Source organism: Roseivirga sp. E12 (assembly GCF_017592825.1).
GTDB lineage: Bacteria > Bacteroidota > Bacteroidia > Cytophagales > Cyclobacteriaceae > Roseivirga.
In genome coordinates this window covers 38,090-61,700 of the sequence record NZ_JAGFMD010000013.1, presented here as the reverse complement: position 1 = coordinate 61,700, position 23,611 = coordinate 38,090, and the positions used below count along the sequence as shown (strand labels likewise).

The following is a 23,611-nucleotide window of genomic DNA, read 5'->3' as shown; positions in this document are numbered from 1 at the left end:
TTGCGCTGATGGTACTGCCTTTACCGGTGGGAGAGTAAGTAGTCGCCAGATTATTATTAAAACCCTTATCATAGACGATAAGGGTTTTTTTATGCCTAATGAAAAATTTTCTAACCTAGAGGAAACCTAGAATCAGTCGGTTGAATGCAAAGGCTTAAGCCCCAGCAATGCTCAGTGTTAATGAATCTGGCTGTAAGTATTTATCTGCAGCTTCTCTTATAATCACAGCTGAGATGTCCTTAATAGAAGAGATGTATTGGCTGTAAAATTGCCTGTCAATACCTTGAGAATGAAGTGTCTTAAACTTATCAATACTGGCAAATGGAGATGAAAAGGAGTTAATAAAGACCCCTATCATATAATTCTTGACAGTATCTAACTCTTCATTTGCCACGAGTGCAGTTTGGAGCAACTTCACTTCCTTAAAAACCTCATCGACAGTTTCTTGCTCGTTTTCTTTATTTACATCAGTTCCGATGAGAAAATATCCATCATGAAGGAGCGAATAGAGGTTGGAATGTATACCGTAAGTAAAGCCCTTATCTTCTCTAATATTTTTCATAAGACGAGAGCCAAAAAAGCCTCCTAGTAATTCATTGAGAACAATGAACTTAAAATAGTCTTCATGACTTCTGTTGAATAAACGCTTGCCAAACTTGATCGAGCTTTGAACAAACTTACTATCCTGATAGGTATCGTTTTGGGGCTTTGCAACCACCTGACCAATTAGGGCAGTGGGAGAGTTTGAATTGGAAGTGTCGAAGTATCTATTTAGGAGGTTATCGAAATTCACTGGTAAATCTCCGGCTACATAAATATCGAAGGTTTGTGTATTTGCTTTATGAAATTGCCGAACGTCCTCTGTGGTAACCGAAAGTAGTTCATTACTTAAGAGGTGCTTCCCATAAGCATGCTCTACTCCAAACAAACCCTTTCTCAGGTTAATGGAAGAGATATAGCTACTTTTCTCAAGATTGGTTTTCAGCTTATCAACCTCACGATTTTTGAGATTCTCCAAACTGACTTTTGAGAACGCGGGTTGATAGATTAACTCTGATAGAATTTGAAGGTTCTCTTCGAAATACTTAGCAAGACCATAAATAGAAATTGTTGCATAGTCAAAACCAGGCGTAATTTCCAGAAAGCTCCCAATAGAGTCCACGGCTTCAGCCAAATCAGCACTTGACTTTGATGCCGTTCCTTCATTTAGCATCCTAATCGCCAGCTGCGAGAGCGCAGAAGTTTTAGAATACAATTGACTTCCTTTACTAAGAAGTTCGATTTTGAATGTGCCTGACCCCTTGTCTAAATGTGCATGCGTATGAATACCGTTGACCGAAAAAGATTGGATATCTGGCAGACTGATATCAGCTACATCGCGCACTAATGGAGGCGTAGTACGATCTAGGGTCATAGACTAATTGTCGTCTGAGAGGCGAGATAAATCTAGAACAGCACCGAAGCGCAATGTTTCTGCGAGTGGATGCTCCTGGAACTGAGGTACCAAGTAAGAGAAGTTAAACTCTAACTTGTCTACCTTGAAGCCTACACCTGCAGTAAAGTATTTTCTGTTTCCTTTATTTCTATGTTCGTAGAAATAGCCTGCTCTAATAGCAAAGGTTTCTTTGTATTCATATTCAGCACCGAACGATACCGAAATTTCTTGAAGCTCTTCACTAAACCCTCCTGGAGCATCTCCAAAAGACCCAAACATTCCTGCCAACAGCGACTTGTCACGTTCAGAGCCATCGGGTTGGGGAGTAGGAACCATTAGCTTATTGAAGTCTAATGCAAATGTGATCTTGTTATAAGGATCGAGAAAGGAAGAAAGAGCTGAACCAATTCTTAGATTGGTGGGTATGAAGTCTTCCTCATCAGCACTATTATAAGAAATTTTTGCCCCAATATTACTGATGGATGCTCCATATGAAAGCTGCGATTGTTTTTGAAAGACGGTGAGCTCTGACTTGTAGTAAACGCCAATGTCTGCAGCAATACTAGTTCCAGGCTTTGGATCTGTAACAGGGCTTGTAGTAATGTTTCCTGAAAGATTAGAGTAAATATAGCGACCTGTGACACCTACACTAAGTTTACGACTGAGCTGTCTTGAGTAGGTGGCTGAAAGAGCAAATTCTCGTGGCGTAAAGTCTCCTATCGAATTACCAGCACCATCAGTCAATTGAATATCTCCAAGGTTGAAATAGGTAAGGGATGCACCAATGGCTTGCTGGTCGTCAAGTTTTTTGAAGCCAGTTAAATAGGAGACGGACATGTCATCAACAAACTTTTTGAGCCATGGAGTAAAAGTGAAACCAATGCCTCCATTTTTATTGATGAAAGCCAGTTTTGCTGGGTTCCAGAATGTAGAGTTGGCGTCAGGATCTGTTGCCACACCCACATCTCCCATGGCCCCTGATACCGGATCAGGTGCAATCAATAAGAAGGGGACTGCAGTAGTGATAACGTTAATTGTAGTATCCTGACCATTGATACCAACGGAGTTCTGCGCTTGCAGTGCTGGGGCAATAAACAGGGATAGGATCAGAAAGGTGAAAATGCTTGCTCTGATGCGCATGAAATTTTTGTTCAAAGATAGTACTATAATATTAATTTGAAATAATGAGTTTCTGGCGTTTGACTCCTGATTTTCCACTAGTTTTTGAGTAGATTTTGATGGTGTAAATATAGATTCCTGGATTGAGTTTCTGTCCATTGTTATTTGTGCCGGACCAGGGAACAGCGATTGTTTCATCCGCTCTCAATATTTCATTAAAAAGAGCAGTTACTGGTTCTCCATTAGTATTTCTTATCTCAATCCCCACTTCGAGGTTTTCTCCCGACAACAAATGTTGAATACTAAAGTGTGTTTCTTCTCTAAACGGGTTAGGGTTGTTATTTATTACTGTAATGTTAGAACTATTTTTGCCAATAAATAAGTCTTGAGAAATCGTAGTTGAATTTCCATGTGTGTCCCAAGCCTTAATATCAATTCTATTCAAACCAGGCATTAGATCATTAGCTTCAAATGTGAGCTCTCCATGTCTAAAATCATCTAGGTCTGCATTGTAAAGTTTATTGAGATTATAATTGATGGAGTCATTTATGCTCAAGTTTATATGTTGGCCTAGTCCATTATTTGAAATATTGATACCACTTTCATCAAAGAGTCGGAGAATCAGGTTTACGTTAGGGCTATATTCCTGTTGAATGATTTCGGTTGTGTCGTTCACAAATAAATCGATGCTTGGTGGCGTGTTGTCGGTCGGAATATCTTCGGCTGTGCCTCCAATAACAAAGTCGATCGATGTTCCTAATGCATCGACCTGTGATGAATTGTCAAAGGCATACATCGTCATTTTCCCGTTACCGAAACTATAGTCAATGTTTTTGGGTACAATGAATTCTAACTGAAAAATGCCGTTCTCAATCTTTCCTGAACCACGGAAAAGCTCATTGTCTCTTTCTAAATAACTAAAGGGATCACCATCACTGCCAAGCGTTTGTTTATCACTTAGTTTGTCGAAAAGGCTGAATTTTAAGGTGCCATTAAAGTTCGCATCTACATTGCTGCCTTCAACCACTCGGCCATTAATAACTACCCTTTCCAGAGCACTTATTGTATCACCCACATCAGGTTGAACCCCGTTAATATCTTCAATTTCGATGCTCTTGTTTGGATATGATAGTCGCATGCTAGGATCCCCTAGCAGTATGAAATTTCTATTTAGACTACCTCTTAGACTGTTGTTCTTAGTGAATTTAATTATGTCGCCTAGTCGTTGATATTGGCCAGCTTCCCGATTTAGAACGGAACCATATAGTGCTGTATTGAGCTCAAAATTTGTACTCGAAAAAACTGGACGAGCTGTTGTTACCATAGCAACCGCACCACCCACATCTTTGAAAATCAAGTTTTCAGCTCCAGAGAAAGTGCTTGGGTCATCATTTCGACCAAATTCGCAGGTAGCGGTAACAACAAATGGCAAGCTGAAAGTATTCCTCCATTCTTCCATTAAATCAAAGGTTAATACCTGTTCTTGCATCCAGCCAGTTTCCGAACCATGACCAGTAAAATTCACGATCAGTGCTCCACTATTAACTGCATCTATAATGGCCTCTTCAGCGGATGGGGATGTCTCGCCATTTGGCAACCGTATTTGCTCATAAGCATCGAGATATATCTTTTCAACATTGAACTCAACAAAAGTCGAGTCGATCAACTCGGTCAAAGAATCAGCATCTTTTTGATGTCTGTTGTTGTCACCGTCATCCGCAATGAAAACTAATTTGCTTCGCCAGTCTCCGAAAGCCCTCTCATCGGTTTGATATAAAATGATTTTGTCAATGGCACGTTTTGCTTGCGCATTACTTGTTGCGGGGATCCTTCCAATACCTATGTCCAATTGGTGATCTCCTGTGGAAGATTCCAGCCACTCGCCTTCATCATTATCCAAGAAGCCAAAGTAGTCGTCTGACGAATACGTCAATAATGGGTGTATTGAGTTACGCGATTCATAAGTAGGGACAAAGTTGGTGTTGTTTTCAAGTCTTTCTAGGTAGTCATAGGAGCCTTTTCCAAAGAGCAGAACATATTTTAGGTCTCCAAGATCGTATTGCCATTTAATGAAATCTCTGAGTGCCGTAACATCCTGTCTACCTGAACTGAATTCATTGTAAACCTTATCAATAGTTGTTACCAGGACATTCATCAGATCATTGGATCTACGAAAATTTGCTAGTCTTTCGGCTTGATTGAGAAAATCAGGATGGGTTATTATTATGAAATCGGAGGACAGCTCTCCGCGGAGATTTTGATTAGTTACTGCTTCAAATATTTCAGGGGTTGGAAGGCTAAGAGGGTCAAAGATTATGAACTCTTCCAGTATGTTAGAAAAAGCTCCAAAACTCGTTGTTCCGTTATCGAAGCTTACATTTTGCGCTTGAGTCTCTGTTGGATCTGTAACCTTCCAAACACTGAGATTACCAGATGTGCCTGAGATTTCGTAAGTCGTGATGGCTTGGTTTAAGGATGTCGTATTGCGTATGTGGATCGGATTACCATTGTATGTCAATGGAGATGGCAGATTGAGTAAATAGTTGTCCAAATAGGCAACAGCATTGCTGGCACCAGACTGATCGTAGGTGAATCGCAGTGTCAGGTCACTTCCAGATATGGCGTTTGTTGATAATTGATAGTCGCCAGTTCGTGAGTTTCCTTTTATACCATACTGTGTGTTTGGAATAGCACCGAAGTTCAATTCGCCTAACAGCGTTGAATTCAGTTCAATATTCATACTAGAGGAGCTGAAAGACTGGGCGAGTACATTCACTGAGAGGTTAATCTCCTGGTTTGGTGCTAATGATAAGTTTTCATGATTGAAGCTTATGATGTTTTGCGTGCTGAACTGTTCTCCAAGCCATTCGCGACCAGAGGTTAATAGGTTAACTTCGTCTACTTCATGAAAAACAAGTTGGTTGTACCAGTCTACTTTCGGGTGGTTTAGTCCAAGGTTGTCAATAGTTGACTGTCTTTTTCCATTGGTTTCCTTTACTGTAATGAAATAGTAGTTCTTATCAGAATATAGGTTTTTGGTAACATTGAAACGTTCTGTCGATGAGTCAAAACCAATGGTTTCGATTTCATCCACATAAAAGAGGATGAAGTCACTTTCATTAAAGATACCATCGTCTTCTCCGACAACTTGGATGGCATTTTCGGTCAAACTTGAAGGTCGGCTAATCGATAGGTCCTGTGGGAGCATGCCTCCAGGGTTTCCATAGATGGCTATATTCCTTGGGTCTAACTGGGCAGGAACAAAACCCATCTCATTTAGAGTATTGTGGTCTATTTTATAAACTCCAGCGCTCTCAAATTCCATCTTTACCCACTTGCCTGAGCTCAAAACACTATTGGTTTGAGCAATGATCGGCAATGTCAATAGAAGACAAAGTAGAAGTGTTATGGTTGATTTTAGGTTCAGCAAATTCCTTAAGGAAAGTAACTCTGAAAGATAACGATAATTAGCCCTCGCTATTGGCAGGAATGCCTTTGAAATAACTGGTTAAAGACAAAATGATGTAAGTAATTATAATGTAAGGTGCTGCGTCATATTGCCAAATTATTATAAGCACAAGGGAGGCCAATATGAGTAACATCCTTTCCCAATTACTTTTAAGGCTAAAATTTTCAAATTTGAAGGACATCATTTTGATGGGAGAGACCATCAGAAATGAGAAGAAAAGAGCCAGTATAATAATCGCAATTTCATTTCCTGAGAATAACTCTCCGAACCAACTTGATTGATTATAGAGTATGATTGGTAGAACACCTGCGAACATCCCATGGGCTGTAGTGGAAATACCCTTGAAGCTAGTTTTTTGAGAACTGTCAGTGTTGAAAATAGCTAGTCTTATAGCAGAGCAGATAGGAACCATAAGGAGGAGTAGGCCCCAACCTTCAAGTCCAACATACCTAGAATAGATAAAAGCAGGTAGTACACCGAATGTAATGAGATCAGCGAGAGAGTCTAGCTGAACTCCGAATTCTGAAGCTACGTTCAGCTTTCGGGCCAATAGGCCGTCAAAAAGATCAAAGAAGGCAGCTGCGAAGATGTAGTAATGAATAGTAGGTTCGACTGAGGGATTGCCGGTCAGTATTTGGTGAATACCCAATACGCCCAGCGACAGGTTGAGTACCGTAAACAGGTTTGGAATATTTTTTCTTATCCAGTTCATCTATTTGATAGCACAAAAAGGATTCGAGGCTTTTTCTTTTCCAATAGTTGTAGAACCACCATGCCCTGAATATACAATGGTGTCATCATCAAAATTGAAGAACTCATTCTGAATACTGGCAATCAGTGTATCAAAATCCCCACCAGGAAGGTCCGTACGGCCAATACTACCATCGAACAAAACATCCCCGCCAATTATGAACCCTTCATTTTTATTATAAAAAGCAATGTGACCAGGAGCATGGCCCGGAACAAAGAGGATGTCTAATTGAGAGTCACCGAAGGTTATTTGCTCCTCAACTGATAAAAGTTTGTCGGGTGTGGTGGCTTGATAATTCTGAAAACCATAACTGGGTGCGTAGGCTTCTACCGACCTGAGTGTATCAAGGTCCTTCTCACCGATCCATAGAGGTACTTTGAAATGATTTTTGGCAAAATAATTACCCAATACATGATCTATATGACCATGTGTATTGAGAATTAGCTTAACAACCAACTCATTACTTTCTATAAACGCTACTAGTTCTTGTTGCTCCTTCGGATCATAACAACCAGGGTCGATGATCACAGCTTCTTTAGTCTGATCATAAACCACATAGGTATTCTCCATGAATGGATTAAAGGTGAAGGCTTTTACCTGCATATCTTGATTTAGTGTAAGGTCTAAATTTCATTTAATAAACCGCATTTATCAAAAATACTTCATTTAATTTCGCTCCATGGAGGTGGATTATCTCATTGTTGGGCAGGGATTGGCAGGCACGGTTTTTAGCGAGCACGTGATTCAGTCCGGTAAATCCATTATGGTTGTTGATGATCCAAGCCTTTCAAACTCATCTAAAGTAGCGGCAGGTCTTTATAATCCAATCACTGGTCGAAAGTTAGTCAAGACATGGAATTGCGATCGCCTGTTCGACTATCTAGTTCCATTCTATAAGGGCCTTGAGCGAAAATTGCAAAATGAACTTCTGGTTGAAATGCCCATCTACAGGCCTTTCCCTTCAGTTGAAGAATTGAATGAATGGATGGGGAAGAGTGCTGAAGCTGGTTATGCACCTTACGTCAAAGAGATTAAGAGCACACCAAGTTTTACAGATAATATTAGAAATGATTCGGGAGGGATACTGCTAAATAAGAGTGGCTATGTGAGGACGGATAAGCTGGTAAGCTGCTATCGAGAATACCTTGAGAGTAAAGGGCTGTTTTTAAATGACAAAGTTGACCACACGCAGCTTATCATTGAAGATGGCGGTATTAGGTATAAAGAAATTAGTGCAAAACGTGTTGTATTTACCGATGGAAGGTCGGTTGAAAACAACCCATATTTTGATTGGCTACCATTGAGGCCTGTCAAAGGAGAGTTGCTCTATATAAGGACAAATGCAGTCTTCGATGTTATATATAACAAAGGAGTATTCGTGATTCCTCTTTCTGATGGTATTTGTAAGGTGGGCGCCACTTATGATAACAAAAACCTTGAAGAGGTTATAACTTCTGAGGCCAAAGAAGAGTTAGTAAGTAAACTGAGAGAGCTAGTAAAGTTTGACTTTGAGGTGATAGATCAAAAAGTGGGAACTCGTCCTGCGACAAAGGATAGAAAGCCTTTTGTAGGTCTACATCCAGAGCATGAGAATATTGTGATTTTCAATGGTCTTGGTGCAAAAGGTGTTTCTTTGGCCCCCTTTTACGCTAAACAACTACTGGCTCATTTAGAGCATGGATACGAATTGGACAAAGAGGTCAATATTGAGCGCTTTTTTTCGTTATTTTAATAATTCTTTAGGATCGTCACTTCTATGAATAAAGCCATACTAAGATTGCTGGCAACCTGCCTGCTCCTTTTCTGTGTTTTAACGAATCATCATTCGTTGAAGGCGCAAGCTTTTAAAGAGGAGTTTGGGAAAAATCGCGTACAGTATAAGACTTTCAATTGGAGCTTCTATAGCTCTGAGAATTTCGAGGTTTATTTTTATGGGAATGGCAGTACAATGGCCAACAGAACTATTGAATACCTCGAGGCAGAATTCAGCAAAATCACAGAAACCATAGGATATTTCCCTTTTGCAAAGACTAGGGTGTTCTTATATAATTCAGTTGCTGATAAGCAACAGAGTAATGTAGGACTTCGCAGTAGCGATTTTACAATTGGTGGACAAACTAACTTTGTGCAGTCGCAAGTGGAAATTGCTAACACTGGAGAGTTTTCATCTTTCAAGAAAAAGATCATGTTCTCCATCACGGACATGCTCATACAAGAGATGCTCTATGGTGGGAACATAGCAGAGATGTTCCAAAGTTCTTTGACATCTCCAATTCCGGTTTGGTTTACAGGAGGAATCTCAAGTTATATAGCCTATGGCTGGACGAAGGAGTCAGATGATGCAGTCAGGGATTTTATTGCCAATAACACACAAAATCAATTTCAGAAACTAAGCCCACAGCTGAACCTGCTTCTTGGGCAATCTTTATGGAACTACATGTCACAGCGATACGGACAACGTAGCATATCTAATATCTTGAATCTTGCTCGAATCATTCGCAATGAGGAGAATAGTATAGAAAGAACCTTGGGTGTTCCTTATGACCAGTTTTTAAATGACTGGCGTTCATTTTACCAGACTACAAATTCAGCCGTTAGTGCAGATACACAGGTTCCTAACCCAGATTACATCATAAGTGGTCGTAATAGGTCTGCTTCGACCTATACTGATGTTGCTTTTAACTCCAATGGTAGATATCTGGCATATGCCAAAATGAAGGATGGCCGTTTTGAGATTGACGTTGTCAACACACAAAATCAAAGTACGTCTACCGTTTTTAAAGCTGGCTTAAGACTTATTGACCAGGAAGTTGATCAGTCCTTACCACTCTTGAGTTGGGCAGATTCAACAACACTAGGTGTTATTTATTCCGAAGAGGGCTTCAATGTTTTGGCGGTTAAGAGAATGGGAGTCAAAGGGGAGCAAAAGCTTCAGATTCCTTTGCTGTCAAATATTCAGAGCTTTGAATTTAAGGATGGTGGTAGACAGGCAGTCATGACCGGAGACATTAATGGAGTGAGTGATGCTTTTCTATATAATCTGGTAAGAGGTCAAGTAAGAAGGATCACAAACGATAATTTCGATGAAAGAGATATTACCTATATCCCTGGGACTAATCAGGTGATTTTCAGCTCCAATAGGCAGTCGGATAGCGTCTTTGTAACCGGCCCTGAAAGTTTAGAGGCAGTTAATGACTATCAGTTCAATTTGTTTGCCTACGATTTAGACTTTCCTGACAGTTCGTTTACTAAACTTACCAATGCTTTGGCCTCCAACGTAAGGTCATTCGCGCCAAATACCACGGACGTTTATTACCTAAGTGATCAGCAGGGTATTCACAACTTGTTTAGATACAACAGTGTTGACTCGATCAGTACTCAGGTGAGTAATTTTTCATATGGCATTAAGGACTACTCCTATGATTATCGTAATCGTAGATTAGCATATATATCAATTGCTGATGGGAAAGAAGGGGTCTTTTATCAGAACTTTGACGGAGTGACTTCTACTTTTAGTTCGGTAACACCAAGACGAGCTTTGGAAGTTAGTAAGATATTAGCGGAACAAAGGAAGGCTCGCCTTGCTTCTGATCCATCACTATTAGACTCTATTCAGAATAGTCTAGAATTCACTCAAGTAAGACCGCCAGAGCAGAAATTGGATTCGCTAAAAGCAGGGGCAATTGATACGGAGAATTATCAGTTCAATCGCCAAGCGAAGGTTGATACCCGCGACTATCAGTTTGAAAAGTCAACGGATGATCCGACAACAGCTGGAAGAGACTTCTTGAATATTTATCAAAACAGTCAGACGGAAGAACGTATTCAGGGCCCAAAACTTTACGAAAACAGATTTCAAACGGATAACCTCCTTACAACATTTGTAATTGATGAGCTTAGAGCATTTTCTCAGTTAAATGAGATTCAAATGAATGACTACCTCGAAAATCATAGGTTGAAAGCGGGGCTACTCATTCCTATTAGTTTAAATCAGGGTTATGACATTTTTGCCCAATATGAATACTTGAAGCATAGAATTGATGCAAAGGCCAAGTACTTTAGACAGTCTATTGTAACTCGAGATAGGCAGACCTTCTTGGATCAGAGATATAATTTAAATCGTTTCGAACTTGGTTTCAGTTACCCGATTAATCAGGTTTTAAGGGTAGAGGCCAATCCGTTTTATACCCAGACGAGATTTATAGATAGAGACTTTAGGTTATTGATCCCAAACCCAGCTGTTAATCCTTCAAGGTTTAATACCGATGCGAATGCCACAGCCTCTTATGTCGGTTTGACTTCAACCCTAGTTTTTGACAATAGTGTGGTTGTAGGAACTAACCTACACGAGGGTACAAGGGCCAAACTTACGGTTGAGGCACATGGCGGATTGAATGCTGACAGTAGAAGTTTCAACAATTTGGAATTGGATGTGAGGCATTATCAAAAAATCAATAAAGGTATTTACCTAGCGGCTCGTTTCTATTTTGGCTCATATTTCGGCAAGGCGCCAAAACGATACTATCTGGGCGGAATCGACAACTGGTTATTCAATAGTACCCAAATTCGAGATCCATTATCTGATGATTTGGCTTTCCAGCCATTATTCACCTCAGTTGTGACTAATACGGGCGTAAACCCAAACAAGAGCGATATTCTCTTTAATCAATTCGTTAACCTTAGAGGCTATGACTATAATACGTTTCAGGGAAGAAATGTCATGACTTTCTCTGGTGAGTTGCGCTTTCCTCTTGATCAACTGTTGATTAATAGTGAATTGAAATCCAACTTCTTAAAAAATCTACAGATCATTGGTTTCTATGATATAGGCTCTTCATGGGATGACCTGTCACCATTTGAAGATAGAAATAACCAGAACATTGAGGAGATCAGGACGGACGGCTCTCCATTTTCTGCGGTAATCAATAACTTCAGTAATCCATGGCTTCAAACTGCGGGTGTTGGTATGCGTACCATGCTGCTTGGGTTCTATTCTAGGCTGGATTTCTCATTCCCAATTCAGAATTTCACAGTGCTAAGCCCAACTTTTCAACTTTCAGTTGGGTACGATTTCTAATAGGATTTTATTAACCATCTAATTCGTCTATTTTTACGCCTTAGACGAAAAATATATGCTAAGATCTATGACCGGTTTCGGCCGATCCAAAGGACAGAAGAGTGGTTATAATGTGACTGTGGAGTTAAAATCTTTGAACTCTAAGTTCTTGGATGCTCAAATTCGAATTCCCAAAAACTTCTTAGATAAGGAATTAGAAATCCGAAGCCAGTTAGCTAAAGGTTTGAATCGCGGTAAGGTCAGTTTGTCCATTGATTTGGTCAATGTGGAAGGTGGGGTCGATGCACAGCAAGTAAATGAGTCACTTTTTAAGACTTACTATAGTGATTTTGAACGACTGGCTGAAGAGGTAGGTGCTTCAAAAGAAGATCTTTTTAGGATTGCATTACATAGCCCAGATGTCATTATTCCGCAAATGGAGAATGAAGAATTATTGAAGGAGCAATGGGCTTTTATCCAAGAGCATTTCACTAAGGCAATGACCGCCATTGATGAGTTCCGAATGCAAGAGGGTGCAACCTTGGAAAGAGAACTGAAGAACTATATTGCTAATATCGGAGACTACCTTAAAGAGATTTCAGTACATGATCCCGAACGAATTGCTGTAGTCAAAGATCGAATCCAAAAGCATCAACAAGAACTGTCAACATCCGATGCTTTTGATGAAAACAGGTTTGAACAGGAGATGATCTATTATATCGAGAAATTCGATATAAGTGAAGAGATAGTGCGTCTGACTAATCACCTTTCCTACTTTAACGAGGTGATTGGCGAAAAGGACTCACAAGGTAAAAAGTTGGGGTTTATCTCTCAGGAGATAGGAAGAGAAATCAATACAATTGGATCTAAAGCCAACTATGCACCAGTGCAGAAGTTAGTCGTCAATATGAAAGACGAATTGGAGAAGATAAAAGAACAGCTACTGAATATCATATAAAAAAGGGAGCCAAGTGGCTCCCTTTTTTATTTCAATCTAAAAGTGATAAAAAGTGTCATTGGCGACTTGACCGGAATGCCGCGTTGTTTGCCAGGATTCCATTTAGGCGAATTTTTCAAAACTCTAAGCGCTTCCTGATCACAACCACCGCCTATACCACGAATCACTTCGATATCTGATAGATTACCCTGAGCATCTACATAGAAGCTTAAGAAAACTCTTCCTTCTATTCCTGCTCTTTTCGCCCTCTTAGGGTATTTGAAGTTTTTCTTTAGATACTTCATCCATGCCTGATCTCCACCTGGGAATGAAGCTTGTTCTTCCACAACAATAAACTCTCTTACTACTGGCTCAACTGGTAGAGCTGGTTCCTCTGGGGCTGCTTGTCCTAAGTCCTCAGGGGGCTCAGGAATGCTTTGTAGAATCCTCTTAATATCAACCTTAGGAATCTCCGTGATGACGACTGCTCTCGGAGGCTTTGGTTTTGGAGGCTCTGGCTTCTTGGGTTGGTCAAACTCAGTAATGGGTATAGGGGGGATATAGGTATCGAAAACGGAGTCTGGTTTTGGAAAAACCTCGGGTTGATAACTGGACCTAATGTTGAAGGTCATTGAGACAAGGAGAGTACTTGCCAATAGGCCTAAGGCTAAGAGCAATGACCTATGTCGGTTATAATCAATGTTTTTGTTCTTTTTGCTTTCCATAAACTAACTATTTAGTTATAAATACTAAAAAAATAGCTTTACCTCAAACTGAATACCACTCTAATATTCATACGAGATTTGACTGCGCGGCCTCTTTGTAGGCCGGGGTTCCATCTGGGTGATAGTCCAAGCACTCGAACGGCTTCTTCATCGCAGCCACCACCAACTTCTCTAATTACCTCTATGTCGGATATCATACCTTCTTTATTGACGACAAAGGAGAGCATGACGGTACCACTTAAATTCATGCGCTTAGCTTGTCGAGGATATTTGAGATTATCGTTGAGAAACTTTCTCCATGCCTTAAGCCCACCTGGAAATGAAGCTTGTTCTTCAGGAAAGAGCATAACTTCATCGGCAATTTCTTCATCAGGCTCTGGTTCGAAAAACACATCGTCTATTTCTGTGTCTTCGGTAATATCTATGTCAAGGTCTATGTCTATTTCCTCATCGATTTCTTCGTCATCAGGTACGTCAATAATTTGAAAGTGTTTGACCTTTGGTGGTTCCTTTGGCAATTGTTCGGTAGGAGGTATGTCAATAAGGTCGGCAAAGTCATCTGAGACAGATCCAAGGTCCATAAGGTCACCCATATCTGTGCTCTTCCATTCGAATGCGATGATGGTGATTGATAGACTGGTCACCAGACCTATCATCATGAATAGTGCTGATTTACGTGCTAAGTCGGCTTTAGGGTTTTTTTTTATTTCCATTGTTATTAGTTTTAGTTAAGTAACTAAGTAATTAGTTATAATATATAAAATAAAGGCCCAACAATGTGGGCCTTTAATATATTACTTAAGTCTAAATACGATTCTTAGGGTCATTCGCTGAATAACAGCTTTACCTCTTTGCTTACCTGGAGTCCACTTAGGAGATGCTTTTAACACTCTTACAGCTTCTTCATCACAGCCACCACCAACTTCTCTAATCACTTGGATATCCGAGATACTACCAGTTCTGTCCACAATAAAGGAGAGATAAACGTTACCCTCGATACCCATACGCTTTGCTTGCCTTGGGTACTTTAGGTTCTTTCTTAGAAACTTGTTCCATTCGCCTTGTCCACCAGGAAAAGCTGCATCTTCTTCTACAACCAAGAACACCTTATCGGCTTCTTCTTCTTCAGGCTCTTCTTCGAAAACAATTTCTTCTACCTCAGTCTCTTCAGTAATTTCAACGTCAAGATCGATTTCAATCTCTTCTTCGATTTCCTCTTCATCAGGAATCTCGATGATTTGAGGTTGTTTTACCGGTGGAGGTGGTGGAGGCGGTTGCTCCGTAGGAGGAATTTCTGTTAGTTCTTCAAAATCGTCATCTGCCATTCCCAAATCCATTAACTCACCTTCATCGTATTGCTTATACTCAAAGGCCATCAATGTGATTCCGAGGCTGACAATCAGACCTACCATGATAAACATGGTTGACTTCTTGTTTACGTCCGCTTGCGGAGTCTTTTTGGCTTCCATAATTCTCGGGTTAGATTCTAAAACTATAACATTAGTTTATAAATCGCAAACTTATTTTTGTTAAATATATAAAAAACTAATACACCAAAAATAGCCCCTGCGACATTTGCCACTAAATCGTAGATATCTGTCGATCTACCGGGCGAAAATTGTTGGAGAAATTCAAGCCCAGCACTATAAACTATACTTATAGTTAACGAGCGAACTAGTAGAGATGTTTTAGTTTTCCCCAAAACCTTTGTTTTGAGTGCTCCAAATAGTAAAAGCCCACTTAATATGGCAAAAACGCCTAAATGGGCTAATTTATCGTAGGACAGTAATTTAGATTCTGGAAAGGACTCCTGTGGTAAGAGCATCAAAACGGCTAGTACAAGGGCCCAAATTATTGCAGGCATCATGTACAACCATTTGTTTAGTTTCTTATCCGCCAATATGAGCCTTATAAGAGTCAGCTGTCATAAGGTTTTCAACCTCAGAAGTATCACTCAGTTTAATCTTAATCATCCAGCCATCTTCATAAGGGGCTTCGTTGACTTTTTCAGGACTGTCTTCCAAATCTCCATTCACCTCAATGATCTCCCCAGAGAGAGGCATAAAGAGGTCAGAAACCGTTTTTACGGCTTCCACGGTGCCGAACACTTCACTTGCGTCAATTGTTTCGCCTTCCGTTTCAATTTCAACATAAACAATGTCTCCTAATTCGCCTTGGGCGAAGTCAGTAATGCCAACTGTAGCAACATCACCTTCTACTTTGATCCACTCGTGATCGTCAGTGTATTTTAGTTCTGCAGGTATATTCATAGTCTGGATTTTCTAGCGCTTCAAAAATACACGCTTTCCCGAGAATTGCAGAATTATTGAGACAAATTGAATTGAATTCTCCCACCAAAGGAAGTTCTAGCATTTAAGAAGCTAGTTGATACTCTTGGGTCGTTCACATTTCTGTCAAAATAGACCGTTAATTGTAGTGCCTCACTGATATTATAATCAAGGGTAGGGCTCAATCTGAAAATGCGAATCCCATCGGTTACAATACTAGACTCTCCAATTCTTCTTTGAACTGTTTTACGATCGCTTACCGTGAATAACATATTGAATCTTAATTCATTGGGTAGGCTTTCTTTACGACCGTTAATTCGGAATGGTATTTTTACTCCTGTTTTAGCGAAGCCCACATTGAGCTGAAGAGCATTTGAAGTAAGCTCTGTCACCTGAATGTTTGAAAGGTTAAGCGCAATATTCCTTTCTCTGGAGTAATCGAAACTCAAGTCCCAGTTGCCCTTGGTCTTCACCTGTACTCCAATAAATGGAGCCATAGTCTCTGACAGAACAATTTGTTGAGCAAGGTAGACTGGCACCAAATCTCCATTTTCATTAAACTGATTGGCCAGTCCTGCGTCTGCAACATTGTTATCAAGGGTTAGACCAAAAGTGTAGAGTGGCGAGTTAACGTAGTTGCTGACATCATACCTACTCGCATAGGAGTGTGAAAGTGTGATAGAGGAAAAAACTTCGCTCAGCCCTTTTATTTTAGAAAGCCCTCGGTAATTGAGATTCCAGTTTGGTATTGGAAATTTTGGAAAAGGGCTTGTGTTCACAGATTCGGGGTCCTTCCCGCTGTAAGCCGCTACAAAAGCAGGTATCACGACTTCCTGAGAATTGAGATCATAAGTACCAGCTTCATTGAGTTGGTCAAGTCTGCCTTTAACAATTGATCGATAGTTTTCAAAATTTGAGAATAGGGGAGATTCATTGTCACCATTATCCTTTTCAAATGCCGTCTTCAACATGAAATAAGAAATGTTATATGTACCAGACCTATTTGGGTTTACACTTATGAATGCATCCAAGTCCGAATCATTTCTAAATATTTCTTGATAGTTCTCTGTGAAAGTCTTGCGTCCAGTGAGCGTAATTCTAAAGTCTTGGAAAGGTTCAACGGCAGCATTATAAGAGAAGACAGTTGCTTGGTTTTGCCCAAAAGGATTAGTCAGGAACTCACTTGGTGCATACTGACCATTTCTTACTAATCTGTCTCTTATGCCTACATCTTGCCCTCCAAGTACAAACCCGAAGCCTGGATTCGAAAAATTTCTGTCTAAGCCAAAGAGGAAGACATCTGGCATATAGCCAGGCAGTACTGTACCTTCTGATTTGTTATAGTTAAAGTCGATACTTCGAATGGACATCAAAGTTCGGAGTAGTCCTTTGATAAATGGAGTTTCGAAAATTGGCTTCCTAGTTTTTACCGAATCTGGTGTCGTATTGACTGACCTTGCCCTCGATCTGCTTCTTTGTGGAGAGTTGATGTTTTTGAGTACACCGATGTTATTATATAGACTCACAAGATCAAGTTTTCCAGAAAGTGAAATCTCACGAGTATTATTGGCAACATTACCTAAGGTGTCTCGCTGACCGATTGCCCCAGCCTGCCAGTTGAAGGTTGCGTTATAGCCTAAGTCTGCGCTTATCCATTCGGTAAGAGGGATTTTATCGAAAGGCAGCGTGTAAGTGGCTCTAATGTTATGGTTAAAGTCTTTTATTCTACCGAAACTCTTAAGGTTACTCCATACTGAATCACGCTTGGCTTCTGTATCAATGTCACCTTCAGGTTCGTCAATAATTGCTCTGGCGTTTGCGGTATAATCAAGCGTAATACGTTCTGCCAAATTCCAGTTTAGAGCGTAAGCACGATCCATCGTGAATGACTTTTCGAAGTATGGATCAATTCCTTCAATACCGAGGTCGGCATTTCTCAATTGAGTTCTCAAGAAACTGCGATTCAAATTCGCACTTACAACAACAGAATTTGGTACCGGATTGAAATTGAAGTCTTTAATGATTTTCAGCCATTTTGAGTTCAGAAAGTCGACATTCTTAAATGGCTGGATGTTTATTTCCTTCGGCTGATAGGAATAATTAACAGCACCGCGATAATTACGATAATCATAAGAAGCTGTATTAATGTTGCTCCTCGTTACCTCATTATATGCGTAGGTGAAACTGAAATTCTCTATGTCTAAAGGCATAGCAGGCTTATCAGTAGTTCGTTTCTTTCTAACGTTTGAAAGGTTCAAACTTCTTCTATTCGAAACGTCAACCACTTTGTCAAAATAGTCATCCTTTTCCTCTTCGGTATCGAAGGAGTTAAGTACGTCATCCAAGGGTAGGTCAGGGTCTAAAGGATCGAATTGTGGTACCGATCGGGAGCGTTCAAAACTAAAAAATGCAGGAATTTCTAATCCCCATTCTTCTGGAAAGAACTTATGAAGATTTAGTCTTGTCGAGACATCGTATTGTGTAGTTCGTTCTCTGTTACGATCAGAAATCTTATCAGCAATGGCACCAAAACCTATGGAGGAGTGGCGAAGGGAGGCAGATACGTTTCCTAGGTCTGCTAATTGAGCATCTAACCTTGCATTAGCTGCAAAACCTGACTTGCTGTCAAAGTCGGTTACACGAAGCTCATTAGCCCATAAGAAGAAGGTTTTTGGTTCAGAATCTGTAGAACTAGGATTCCGCATGCCTATCATCAAGGTCTGCACTGTGCTTAGGTCTGGTCTACCGACCACAGTTATGTTATATCGCCCGACTTGTTCAGTAAATGGTAGGCTCAGGTTTGAGTTGGAACGGTTACGGTTTGCCTTAACCTCATATAAGCTGCTGAATGCAACATCTATTTCGTTTTCTTCTGGCCAGATCAGTTGAGGAGATTCTTCTCCCGGAAGCGTCATTCTAAGCGGGACCTCTATTTCATAATAGTTTTCAGTGAAGTCAGTACCCAATCTTAGAAAAGCCGTTACCTCGCCTGGCGCTATTTCGTCTGGGCTATCGGCATGAAAGAACATTTTTACTCTGCCATAGTTCACCATATCTTGACTCACATTTTTGAAAACAGCTCGTGCATCGCGATCTCTCAGGTTTTCGACACTCAGTTGAAGGGATTGCTCATTTCTTCTTCTTGGTACAGCTGAAGTATTATCCCTGTCTCTAATAATGCCTGGAGGCAAAACATATGGAGGTCTTCCTTGTCCACCTAGGCTATTCTCTTCAAAACCTACCACCGACACAGTGAAATTAGGATCGGAAGGCTCGGGTATTTCAAATAGCCCTTTTTCAAATAGACTCTCATTGAAAATTCTCCACTGACTACCCACCAATCTGAAGTTGACCATCCTCAAAACAATTGGCTCCGAAAAGTCGGTCAGATAGGTTCTTAAGTATCTTACTGATTTAAACCCGTTGATATTTCCTTGTACTCGGTCTGGCTTTCTAACAGGAATTCTGAATAAAAACCAATCCACATCATCCCCATTGACTGGTCGTGTGATTTTATCAACAATGTTGTTTCTACCTACTTGAAGTGCGCCCGGGCGTAAGTCAATTTCATATTCATAGTATTCCTCAAGATCGGCCAAAGTGTTGTCTCTGTTGAGGTCTTCATTATCAGGTAAATTTGAATTGGAAGGGGTGAACAGTTGGTTGCCGTTAGATATGGGGCTGTTACCTTCCATACCATTGAAACGCTTGTAGCGCTCTAGGATCTTTGCATCAGTTGCATCGTATTCGTCATCAAGGTAGTACCTGAAGTTATCGTTTGACGGGTCTGCGATGAGCGCCTGCCTTGCCTCCGGACTAAGGTTGAGCGAGTTTATGTAATCTTGAAAGAATGTCTGTTCCTCACCAGATTGGATGCCATCAAGTCCAACATCTTGGTTTATCCTTGCCTCTGCCGTATTATCAAAGGCTGGGTTTAGATAAGGCTGACGGGTGACACGGCCCCATTCGTTTGTGATTACATCATCAGGATCATTTGAGCCATCGGTTGGTAGGCCTTGTTCAAATGCATGACGCTCATCTCGCATAATATCCTCCGAAATACTTCCTAAGTTGAACCTTAATTTTCCTCCAGTTGTGTTAGCTCTCGGAGTATTGATACCATCATCAATAAGTCCTCTTGGATTGTTTAGGTCTCCATTAGTAACGTTTACGAAGGGATCCATTACCCAAAATTCGATGTACTCTATATTGGTTTTGTCAAAGTCCACTTCGTTGGTAATAGCACGTGTGATGGCCCCAAAATTCTGCTCTGGGTTAGGAAGTGATCCATCGCTATTTAGATTTGGACTGTAGTTGTACATCCCTCTTTCAGCTGGGTAATAAGCTATGTCTAGCGTTGGTTCATTAACGATGATCTGCTGTGCATCTCGGTTAATAACCTCATTCTGACCGATTGACCTTACATAATGATTTTCTAAATCTTCTGGTGTAATATTTTCTGGTCTCGCGCGCCCACTAGAACGGTAAAAGACATTGTCTACGGTATACCATGCGATTTTAGCACGTCTGTAGTTGGCTCCAAGCCTGTCTGGTGTTTGGCTGGAAAGGTCAAAACGGTTGTCATCGGTTCTTGGTGTAGCGCCTAATTTCCAGGCTTGTACACTGCTGAGGCTAAATGGCGTTACGGTGGCTTCAAAGTCATCAATGTAAGAAGTGCTTTCGCCATCCACTCGATTCGAGGTCCCAGGGATTAACTGAGCAAACTCACCACTGAATGATAGTTTGGAAGGTGCTTTGGTGTCAATGAATGGCAAAGCATCTACTAGCTTAGTCAAGAGCCTAGAATCATCGCTATAATTAAAGTCCATTCCCCACATGGTGTTACTTACAGGCTCATTGCCAATCCCAATCCGTGTTATTTGAGGTCGCTCATTCAGGTGCATTAGTGTAAGACCTATATTGGTTTTGTCATTGTAGACATAGTCAAATCTGGCACCGAGTAAGTTTCTTGCTTGAAAATTGAAGAGGTCAGCCTTTTCATAAGTAACTCTGATCTTTTTTCCCGAGTTTAGAATAGAAGGGTTGATGATGGTTACCTTTCCTTGTGCATAATCCACTTGGTAATCTTGCCCATCTACTAACGGAGTACCACCTGCTGTTACTACTACACTGCCCTCTGCTACTTGAAAGGCGTTTAGCTTAATCTCGCTGGCAGAACCTGACTGGAGACTTCCTTTTAAGAAAAACTTATCGAGACGAGATACAAGTTGGGCATCAGCCTTAGTTGTCCGATAGAGGGTATCAAACACGTATTTCTCTTGTAAGAACTGCTCACTGGGAAGAAATTGCTCATCCAATGTACGACCGAAAGGCTCAAGCTTTGGGAAAATCATGTACCCCTGATCGGGATTGATAGTAATGCCTTCTACATAATCGAAGTTACCATCTTTCTGAGGGTCTCCATTTTGGTTTAACCTGTCCAGTCCCATGATTTCTATCAATGGAATGTCTTTGGTGTTTTGTCCTTCGTGCAAACTTGGATTGTCAATTCCTGTATCATCATCACGATAGATTACTCTTAGCTGGAATGACTGACGATCGATTTGTGGAGCGTTAAGGTTGTAGATGTTTTTCATCATTAAGTCCCATGTAGGGACTCGAGTATTGATTTTGCTCGGTCTTAAGAGTTTAAGGAATATGACCTCATCTTCGGTTCGGTTCTGATAGTCTTCAGTGAGCTCACCAACTTTTAGGTTTTGACCTCGAAAGTTGTACTCATAGGATACGGCAAGTACCTCATCATTTTGTAATTGCCTGTTCAGCGAAAGAAAACCAAGTTCACGATTGAATGTATACTCAGCCGGGTCGAGCTTGCGTGCTCCAGTTACACGTTCGAAGTCTTGGCCCTTCTCTAAGCCCTGCCCCTCAAGAATCCCACTGACTTGGTCTGCTTGTCTTAGATTTGGGTTGTTTTGTAAATTTTGGAATAGGCTGTTGACATTATTGCCTGTAGGGGCATTACTAGGACCACTTCCAACGAATGGATTTCCCTGTTGGAAAACATCGCCCTCGCCTAAATCCATTAGGCCAACAAAGTTTCTTAAGGTTTGCGTATTGTTGGATCGGTTAAGAATATATACTTCAATTCTACTGATCTGAATTCCTGATATTATGGATGGGATGCTCTGATTCCAGCTTTCATAATTATTACGAAAAAACTGACCAAGAAAAAAGTGCCTATTCTCGTCATAGTCTGAAGCTCTAATTTCAAACTCTGAACGCTGTACCCCGCCATCAATTTCGATTGACTCTGAGCTTCCGCGTTGCGAAGCTGCTAAAACCGTAGCATACAATCGCCCGAACTGTAACTGGGTTTTGAAACCGAATAAGTTTTGACCACCCTGAATCAAACTATTGGCGATCGGCATACTTACATTACCAATTTCTAGCGACTTAATGATGTCAGATTCAAGTCCACTGAACTCTACTTTGAGCTCATTCTCAAAGTCAAAAGAATTGTTGTTATCAAAGTTTGCATTAAGCCTTAGTTTGGAACCGATGGTGCCTTGAAGACTCATTTGAATGTTCTGATCAAATTCAAAAGTACCATTACGTTGCTGTCGGATAGGAATAGCAGGGTTGTCGACTCTCTGAAATCGGCCCCCAAGGTCTAACTGAACAAAACCATTGGTGTTGATTAGTATCTGATCTCCTCCAAAGAGTCTATCAAAGAAAGGGTTCAGAGCAATGGGAGGTATCAGTTGTCCTCTATTGCTAATGGCACTCTCTCCATCCAGGGCTTTTGACTTCTCTCTGAAGAATGCTCTATTACCTAGTTCAAGTCTCTTTTTGACTGCTTCATTGAATGGTACCAGTGTAGGGGGTCTATATAGTGAGCCGCCAATCTGTTCACTGAAAACCAGGCTTTTTCCAGTATCTAGTGAGATAGTCTTTTTAAGGAAGCTCCCATTATTGAACCATAGTGGGGAGCTGAGAGATCTTCTGTATAGAGGATCTCCTAGAGGATAAATGGGTCTGTACTTTGGGGAGGCTGATTTTACGTATTTGCTAGTATCACTTTTTGCAGCTGCTGTATCCTGTGATTGAAAGTAGCGGGCATAGGTTGGCGTGCAAATGCTGAAGAGCATCACTCCAAAAAATGTGAGGACTAATATTTTCTTGCGTAGTATCAAGTCTTAAGAAAATACCTCAAGCTGCTTTGAGTGCTAATTTTATCAATTCTTCGAGGCTTATATCGCTGGAGTTCTCCTTCAAAATCTTATCAATGCTCTTCTGCGCAGCGGCTTTATTAATGCCTAAAGTTACTAACGCTGCTAAGGCCTCGTTTCGTGTAGTATTTTTACTAGAAATTGGTAGTCCGATTAAGTCACCTCCAGCATCATCTTTACCCACTTTATCTTTTAGTTCCAAAATGATGCGCTGTGCGGTTTTCGCACCTATACCTTTAACGGCTTGAATCGTGCGGACATCTTCGCTTAAAATTGCCTGCTCTACCTCTTCCGGATTTAGTGACGAAAGCACCATGAGACCAGTGGAGGGCCCCACACCTGAGATAGAAATTAGATGTAGAAAAGTCTGTTTTTCATGCGTATCAGCAAATCCAAACAGTATTTGAGCATCTTCCTTTACATGAAAATGAGTAAAGAGCTGAATGTTTTCCTGATCCTTGATCTTGGAAAAAGTATTGAGTGAAATTTTCACTTCATAGCCGACTCCGCCAATATCAACAATGACAAATGTCGGATCTTTATGGGCTAATTTTCCCTTAAGGTAAGCGAACATAGACTGGGTTCAAGTAGCTAAAAATAAAAATGGCAAGTTCAACTTGCCATAATGCTTAAAATTAAGA

At 40.7% G+C, this 23,611-nt stretch carries 15 protein-coding genes; 3 read left to right on the top strand and 12 right to left on the bottom strand.

Translation table 11 applies throughout. The features are described 5' to 3' along the window. Positions 1-154 precede the first annotated feature (154 nt). The 5 genes from J4E76_RS20320 to J4E76_RS20300 form a co-directional block, all read right to left on the bottom strand. Entirely contained in the window at positions 155-1,414 is a 1,260-nt protein-coding gene (locus tag J4E76_RS20320) for a pitrilysin family protein (protein WP_208506639.1), read from the bottom strand. 3 nt (positions 1,415-1,417) lie between these two features. Continuing rightward, positions 1,418-2,575, bottom strand: a complete 1,158-nt coding sequence (porV, locus tag J4E76_RS20315) for a type IX secretion system outer membrane channel protein PorV (protein ID WP_208506638.1) — start codon at positions 2,573-2,575, stop codon at positions 1,418-1,420. A gap of 31 nt (positions 2,576-2,606) precedes the next feature. Then, a complete protein-coding gene (porU, locus tag J4E76_RS20310; protein WP_208506637.1) occupies positions 2,607-5,903 on the bottom strand; it encodes a type IX secretion system sortase PorU in 3,297 nt (1,098 codons plus the stop codon). Between the two features lie 118 nt (positions 5,904-6,021). After that, positions 6,022-6,735 carry a phosphatidylcholine/phosphatidylserine synthase gene (locus J4E76_RS20305; RefSeq protein WP_208506636.1) on the bottom strand — a complete coding sequence of 238 codons (714 nt, stop codon included), beginning with the start codon at positions 6,733-6,735 and terminating at the stop codon, positions 6,022-6,024. After that, positions 6,736-7,377 carry an MBL fold metallo-hydrolase gene (locus J4E76_RS20300; RefSeq protein ID WP_236017565.1) on the bottom strand — a complete coding sequence of 214 codons (642 nt, stop codon included), beginning with the start codon at positions 7,375-7,377 and terminating at the stop codon, positions 6,736-6,738. It lies immediately after the preceding gene. 76 nt (positions 7,378-7,453) lie between these two features. On the opposite strand from J4E76_RS20300, the gene J4E76_RS20295 reads away from it, so the two are divergent. The 3 genes from J4E76_RS20295 to J4E76_RS20285 all read left to right on the top strand — a co-directional run bounded on the left by J4E76_RS20295 (position 7,454) and on the right by J4E76_RS20285 (position 12,788). Continuing rightward, positions 7,454-8,506, top strand: a complete 1,053-nt coding sequence (locus J4E76_RS20295; protein WP_208506635.1) for an FAD-binding oxidoreductase — start codon at positions 7,454-7,456, stop codon at positions 8,504-8,506. A gap of 96 nt (positions 8,507-8,602) precedes the next feature. Next, complete coding sequence (locus J4E76_RS20290; RefSeq protein WP_208506634.1) at positions 8,603-11,851, top strand: hypothetical protein; 3,249 nt, start codon at positions 8,603-8,605, stop codon at positions 11,849-11,851. 55 nt (positions 11,852-11,906) lie between these two features. Next, positions 11,907-12,788 carry a YicC/YloC family endoribonuclease gene (locus tag J4E76_RS20285; RefSeq protein ID WP_208506633.1) on the top strand — a complete coding sequence of 294 codons (882 nt, stop codon included), beginning with the start codon at positions 11,907-11,909 and terminating at the stop codon, positions 12,786-12,788. Between the two features lie 26 nt (positions 12,789-12,814). Here the strand turns inward: J4E76_RS20285 and J4E76_RS20280 are convergent, their stop codons facing one another. From J4E76_RS20280 to ruvA, 7 genes are all read right to left on the bottom strand, one after another. Beyond that, complete coding sequence (locus J4E76_RS20280; protein ID WP_208506632.1) at positions 12,815-13,492, bottom strand: energy transducer TonB; 678 nt, start codon at positions 13,490-13,492, stop codon at positions 12,815-12,817. A gap of 38 nt (positions 13,493-13,530) precedes the next feature. Next, positions 13,531-14,205, bottom strand: a complete 675-nt coding sequence (locus J4E76_RS20275; protein WP_208506631.1) for an energy transducer TonB — start codon at positions 14,203-14,205, stop codon at positions 13,531-13,533. Positions 14,206-14,286: 81 nt separating this feature from the next. Then, a complete protein-coding gene (locus tag J4E76_RS20270; protein ID WP_208506630.1) occupies positions 14,287-14,961 on the bottom strand; it encodes an energy transducer TonB in 675 nt (224 codons plus the stop codon). Positions 14,962-14,984: 23 nt separating this feature from the next. Then, the gene (locus J4E76_RS20265) at positions 14,985-15,392 is read right to left on the bottom strand and encodes a VanZ family protein (RefSeq protein WP_208506629.1); all 408 of its coding nucleotides are present in this window, start codon (positions 15,390-15,392) and stop codon (positions 14,985-14,987) included. Continuing rightward, positions 15,382-15,762 carry a glycine cleavage system protein GcvH gene (gene gcvH / locus J4E76_RS20260; RefSeq protein WP_208506628.1) on the bottom strand — a complete coding sequence of 127 codons (381 nt, stop codon included), beginning with the start codon at positions 15,760-15,762 and terminating at the stop codon, positions 15,382-15,384. The genes J4E76_RS20265 and gcvH overlap by 11 nt, the downstream gene beginning before the upstream one ends. Positions 15,763-15,815: 53 nt before the next feature. Then, positions 15,816-22,889, bottom strand: coding sequence for a cell surface protein SprA (gene sprA, locus J4E76_RS20255; RefSeq protein WP_208506627.1), 7,074 nt, complete (start codon positions 22,887-22,889; stop codon positions 15,816-15,818). 61 nt (positions 22,890-22,950) lie between these two features. After that, on the bottom strand, positions 22,951-23,544 hold the full coding sequence (gene ruvA / locus J4E76_RS20250; protein WP_208506626.1) for a Holliday junction branch migration protein RuvA: 594 nt from the start codon (positions 23,542-23,544) through the stop codon (positions 22,951-22,953). Between the last annotated feature and the right edge of the window lie 67 nt (positions 23,545-23,611).

Excerpts from the sequence above, each read along its gene's own strand:
- J4E76_RS20320 (WP_208506639.1), bottom strand. The coding sequence starts at position 1,414 with ATGACCCTAGATCGTACTACGCCTCCATTAGTGCGCGATGTAGCTGAT.
- porV (WP_208506638.1), bottom strand. The coding sequence starts at position 2,575 with ATGCGCATCAGAGCAAGCATTTTCACCTTTCTGATCCTATCCCTGTTT.
- J4E76_RS20305 (WP_208506636.1), bottom strand. The coding sequence starts at position 6,735 with ATGAACTGGATAAGAAAAAATATTCCAAACCTGTTTACGGTACTCAAC.
- J4E76_RS20300 (WP_236017565.1), bottom strand. The coding sequence starts at position 7,377 with ATGCAGGTAAAAGCCTTCACCTTTAATCCATTCATGGAGAATACCTAT.
- J4E76_RS20295 (WP_208506635.1), top strand. The coding sequence starts at position 7,454 with ATGGAGGTGGATTATCTCATTGTTGGGCAGGGATTGGCAGGCACGGTT.
- J4E76_RS20285 (WP_208506633.1), top strand. The coding sequence starts at position 11,907 with ATGCTAAGATCTATGACCGGTTTCGGCCGATCCAAAGGACAGAAGAGT.
- J4E76_RS20280 (WP_208506632.1), bottom strand. The coding sequence starts at position 13,492 with ATGGAAAGCAAAAAGAACAAAAACATTGATTATAACCGACATAGGTCA.
- J4E76_RS20275 (WP_208506631.1), bottom strand. The coding sequence starts at position 14,205 with ATGGAAATAAAAAAAAACCCTAAAGCCGACTTAGCACGTAAATCAGCA.
- J4E76_RS20270 (WP_208506630.1), bottom strand. The coding sequence starts at position 14,961 with ATGGAAGCCAAAAAGACTCCGCAAGCGGACGTAAACAAGAAGTCAACC.
- gcvH (WP_208506628.1), bottom strand. The coding sequence starts at position 15,762 with ATGAATATACCTGCAGAACTAAAATACACTGACGATCACGAGTGGATC.
- sprA (WP_208506627.1), bottom strand. The coding sequence starts at position 22,889 with ATGCTCTTCAGCATTTGCACGCCAACCTATGCCCGCTACTTTCAATCA.
- ruvA (WP_208506626.1), bottom strand. The coding sequence starts at position 23,544 with ATGTTCGCTTACCTTAAGGGAAAATTAGCCCATAAAGATCCGACATTT.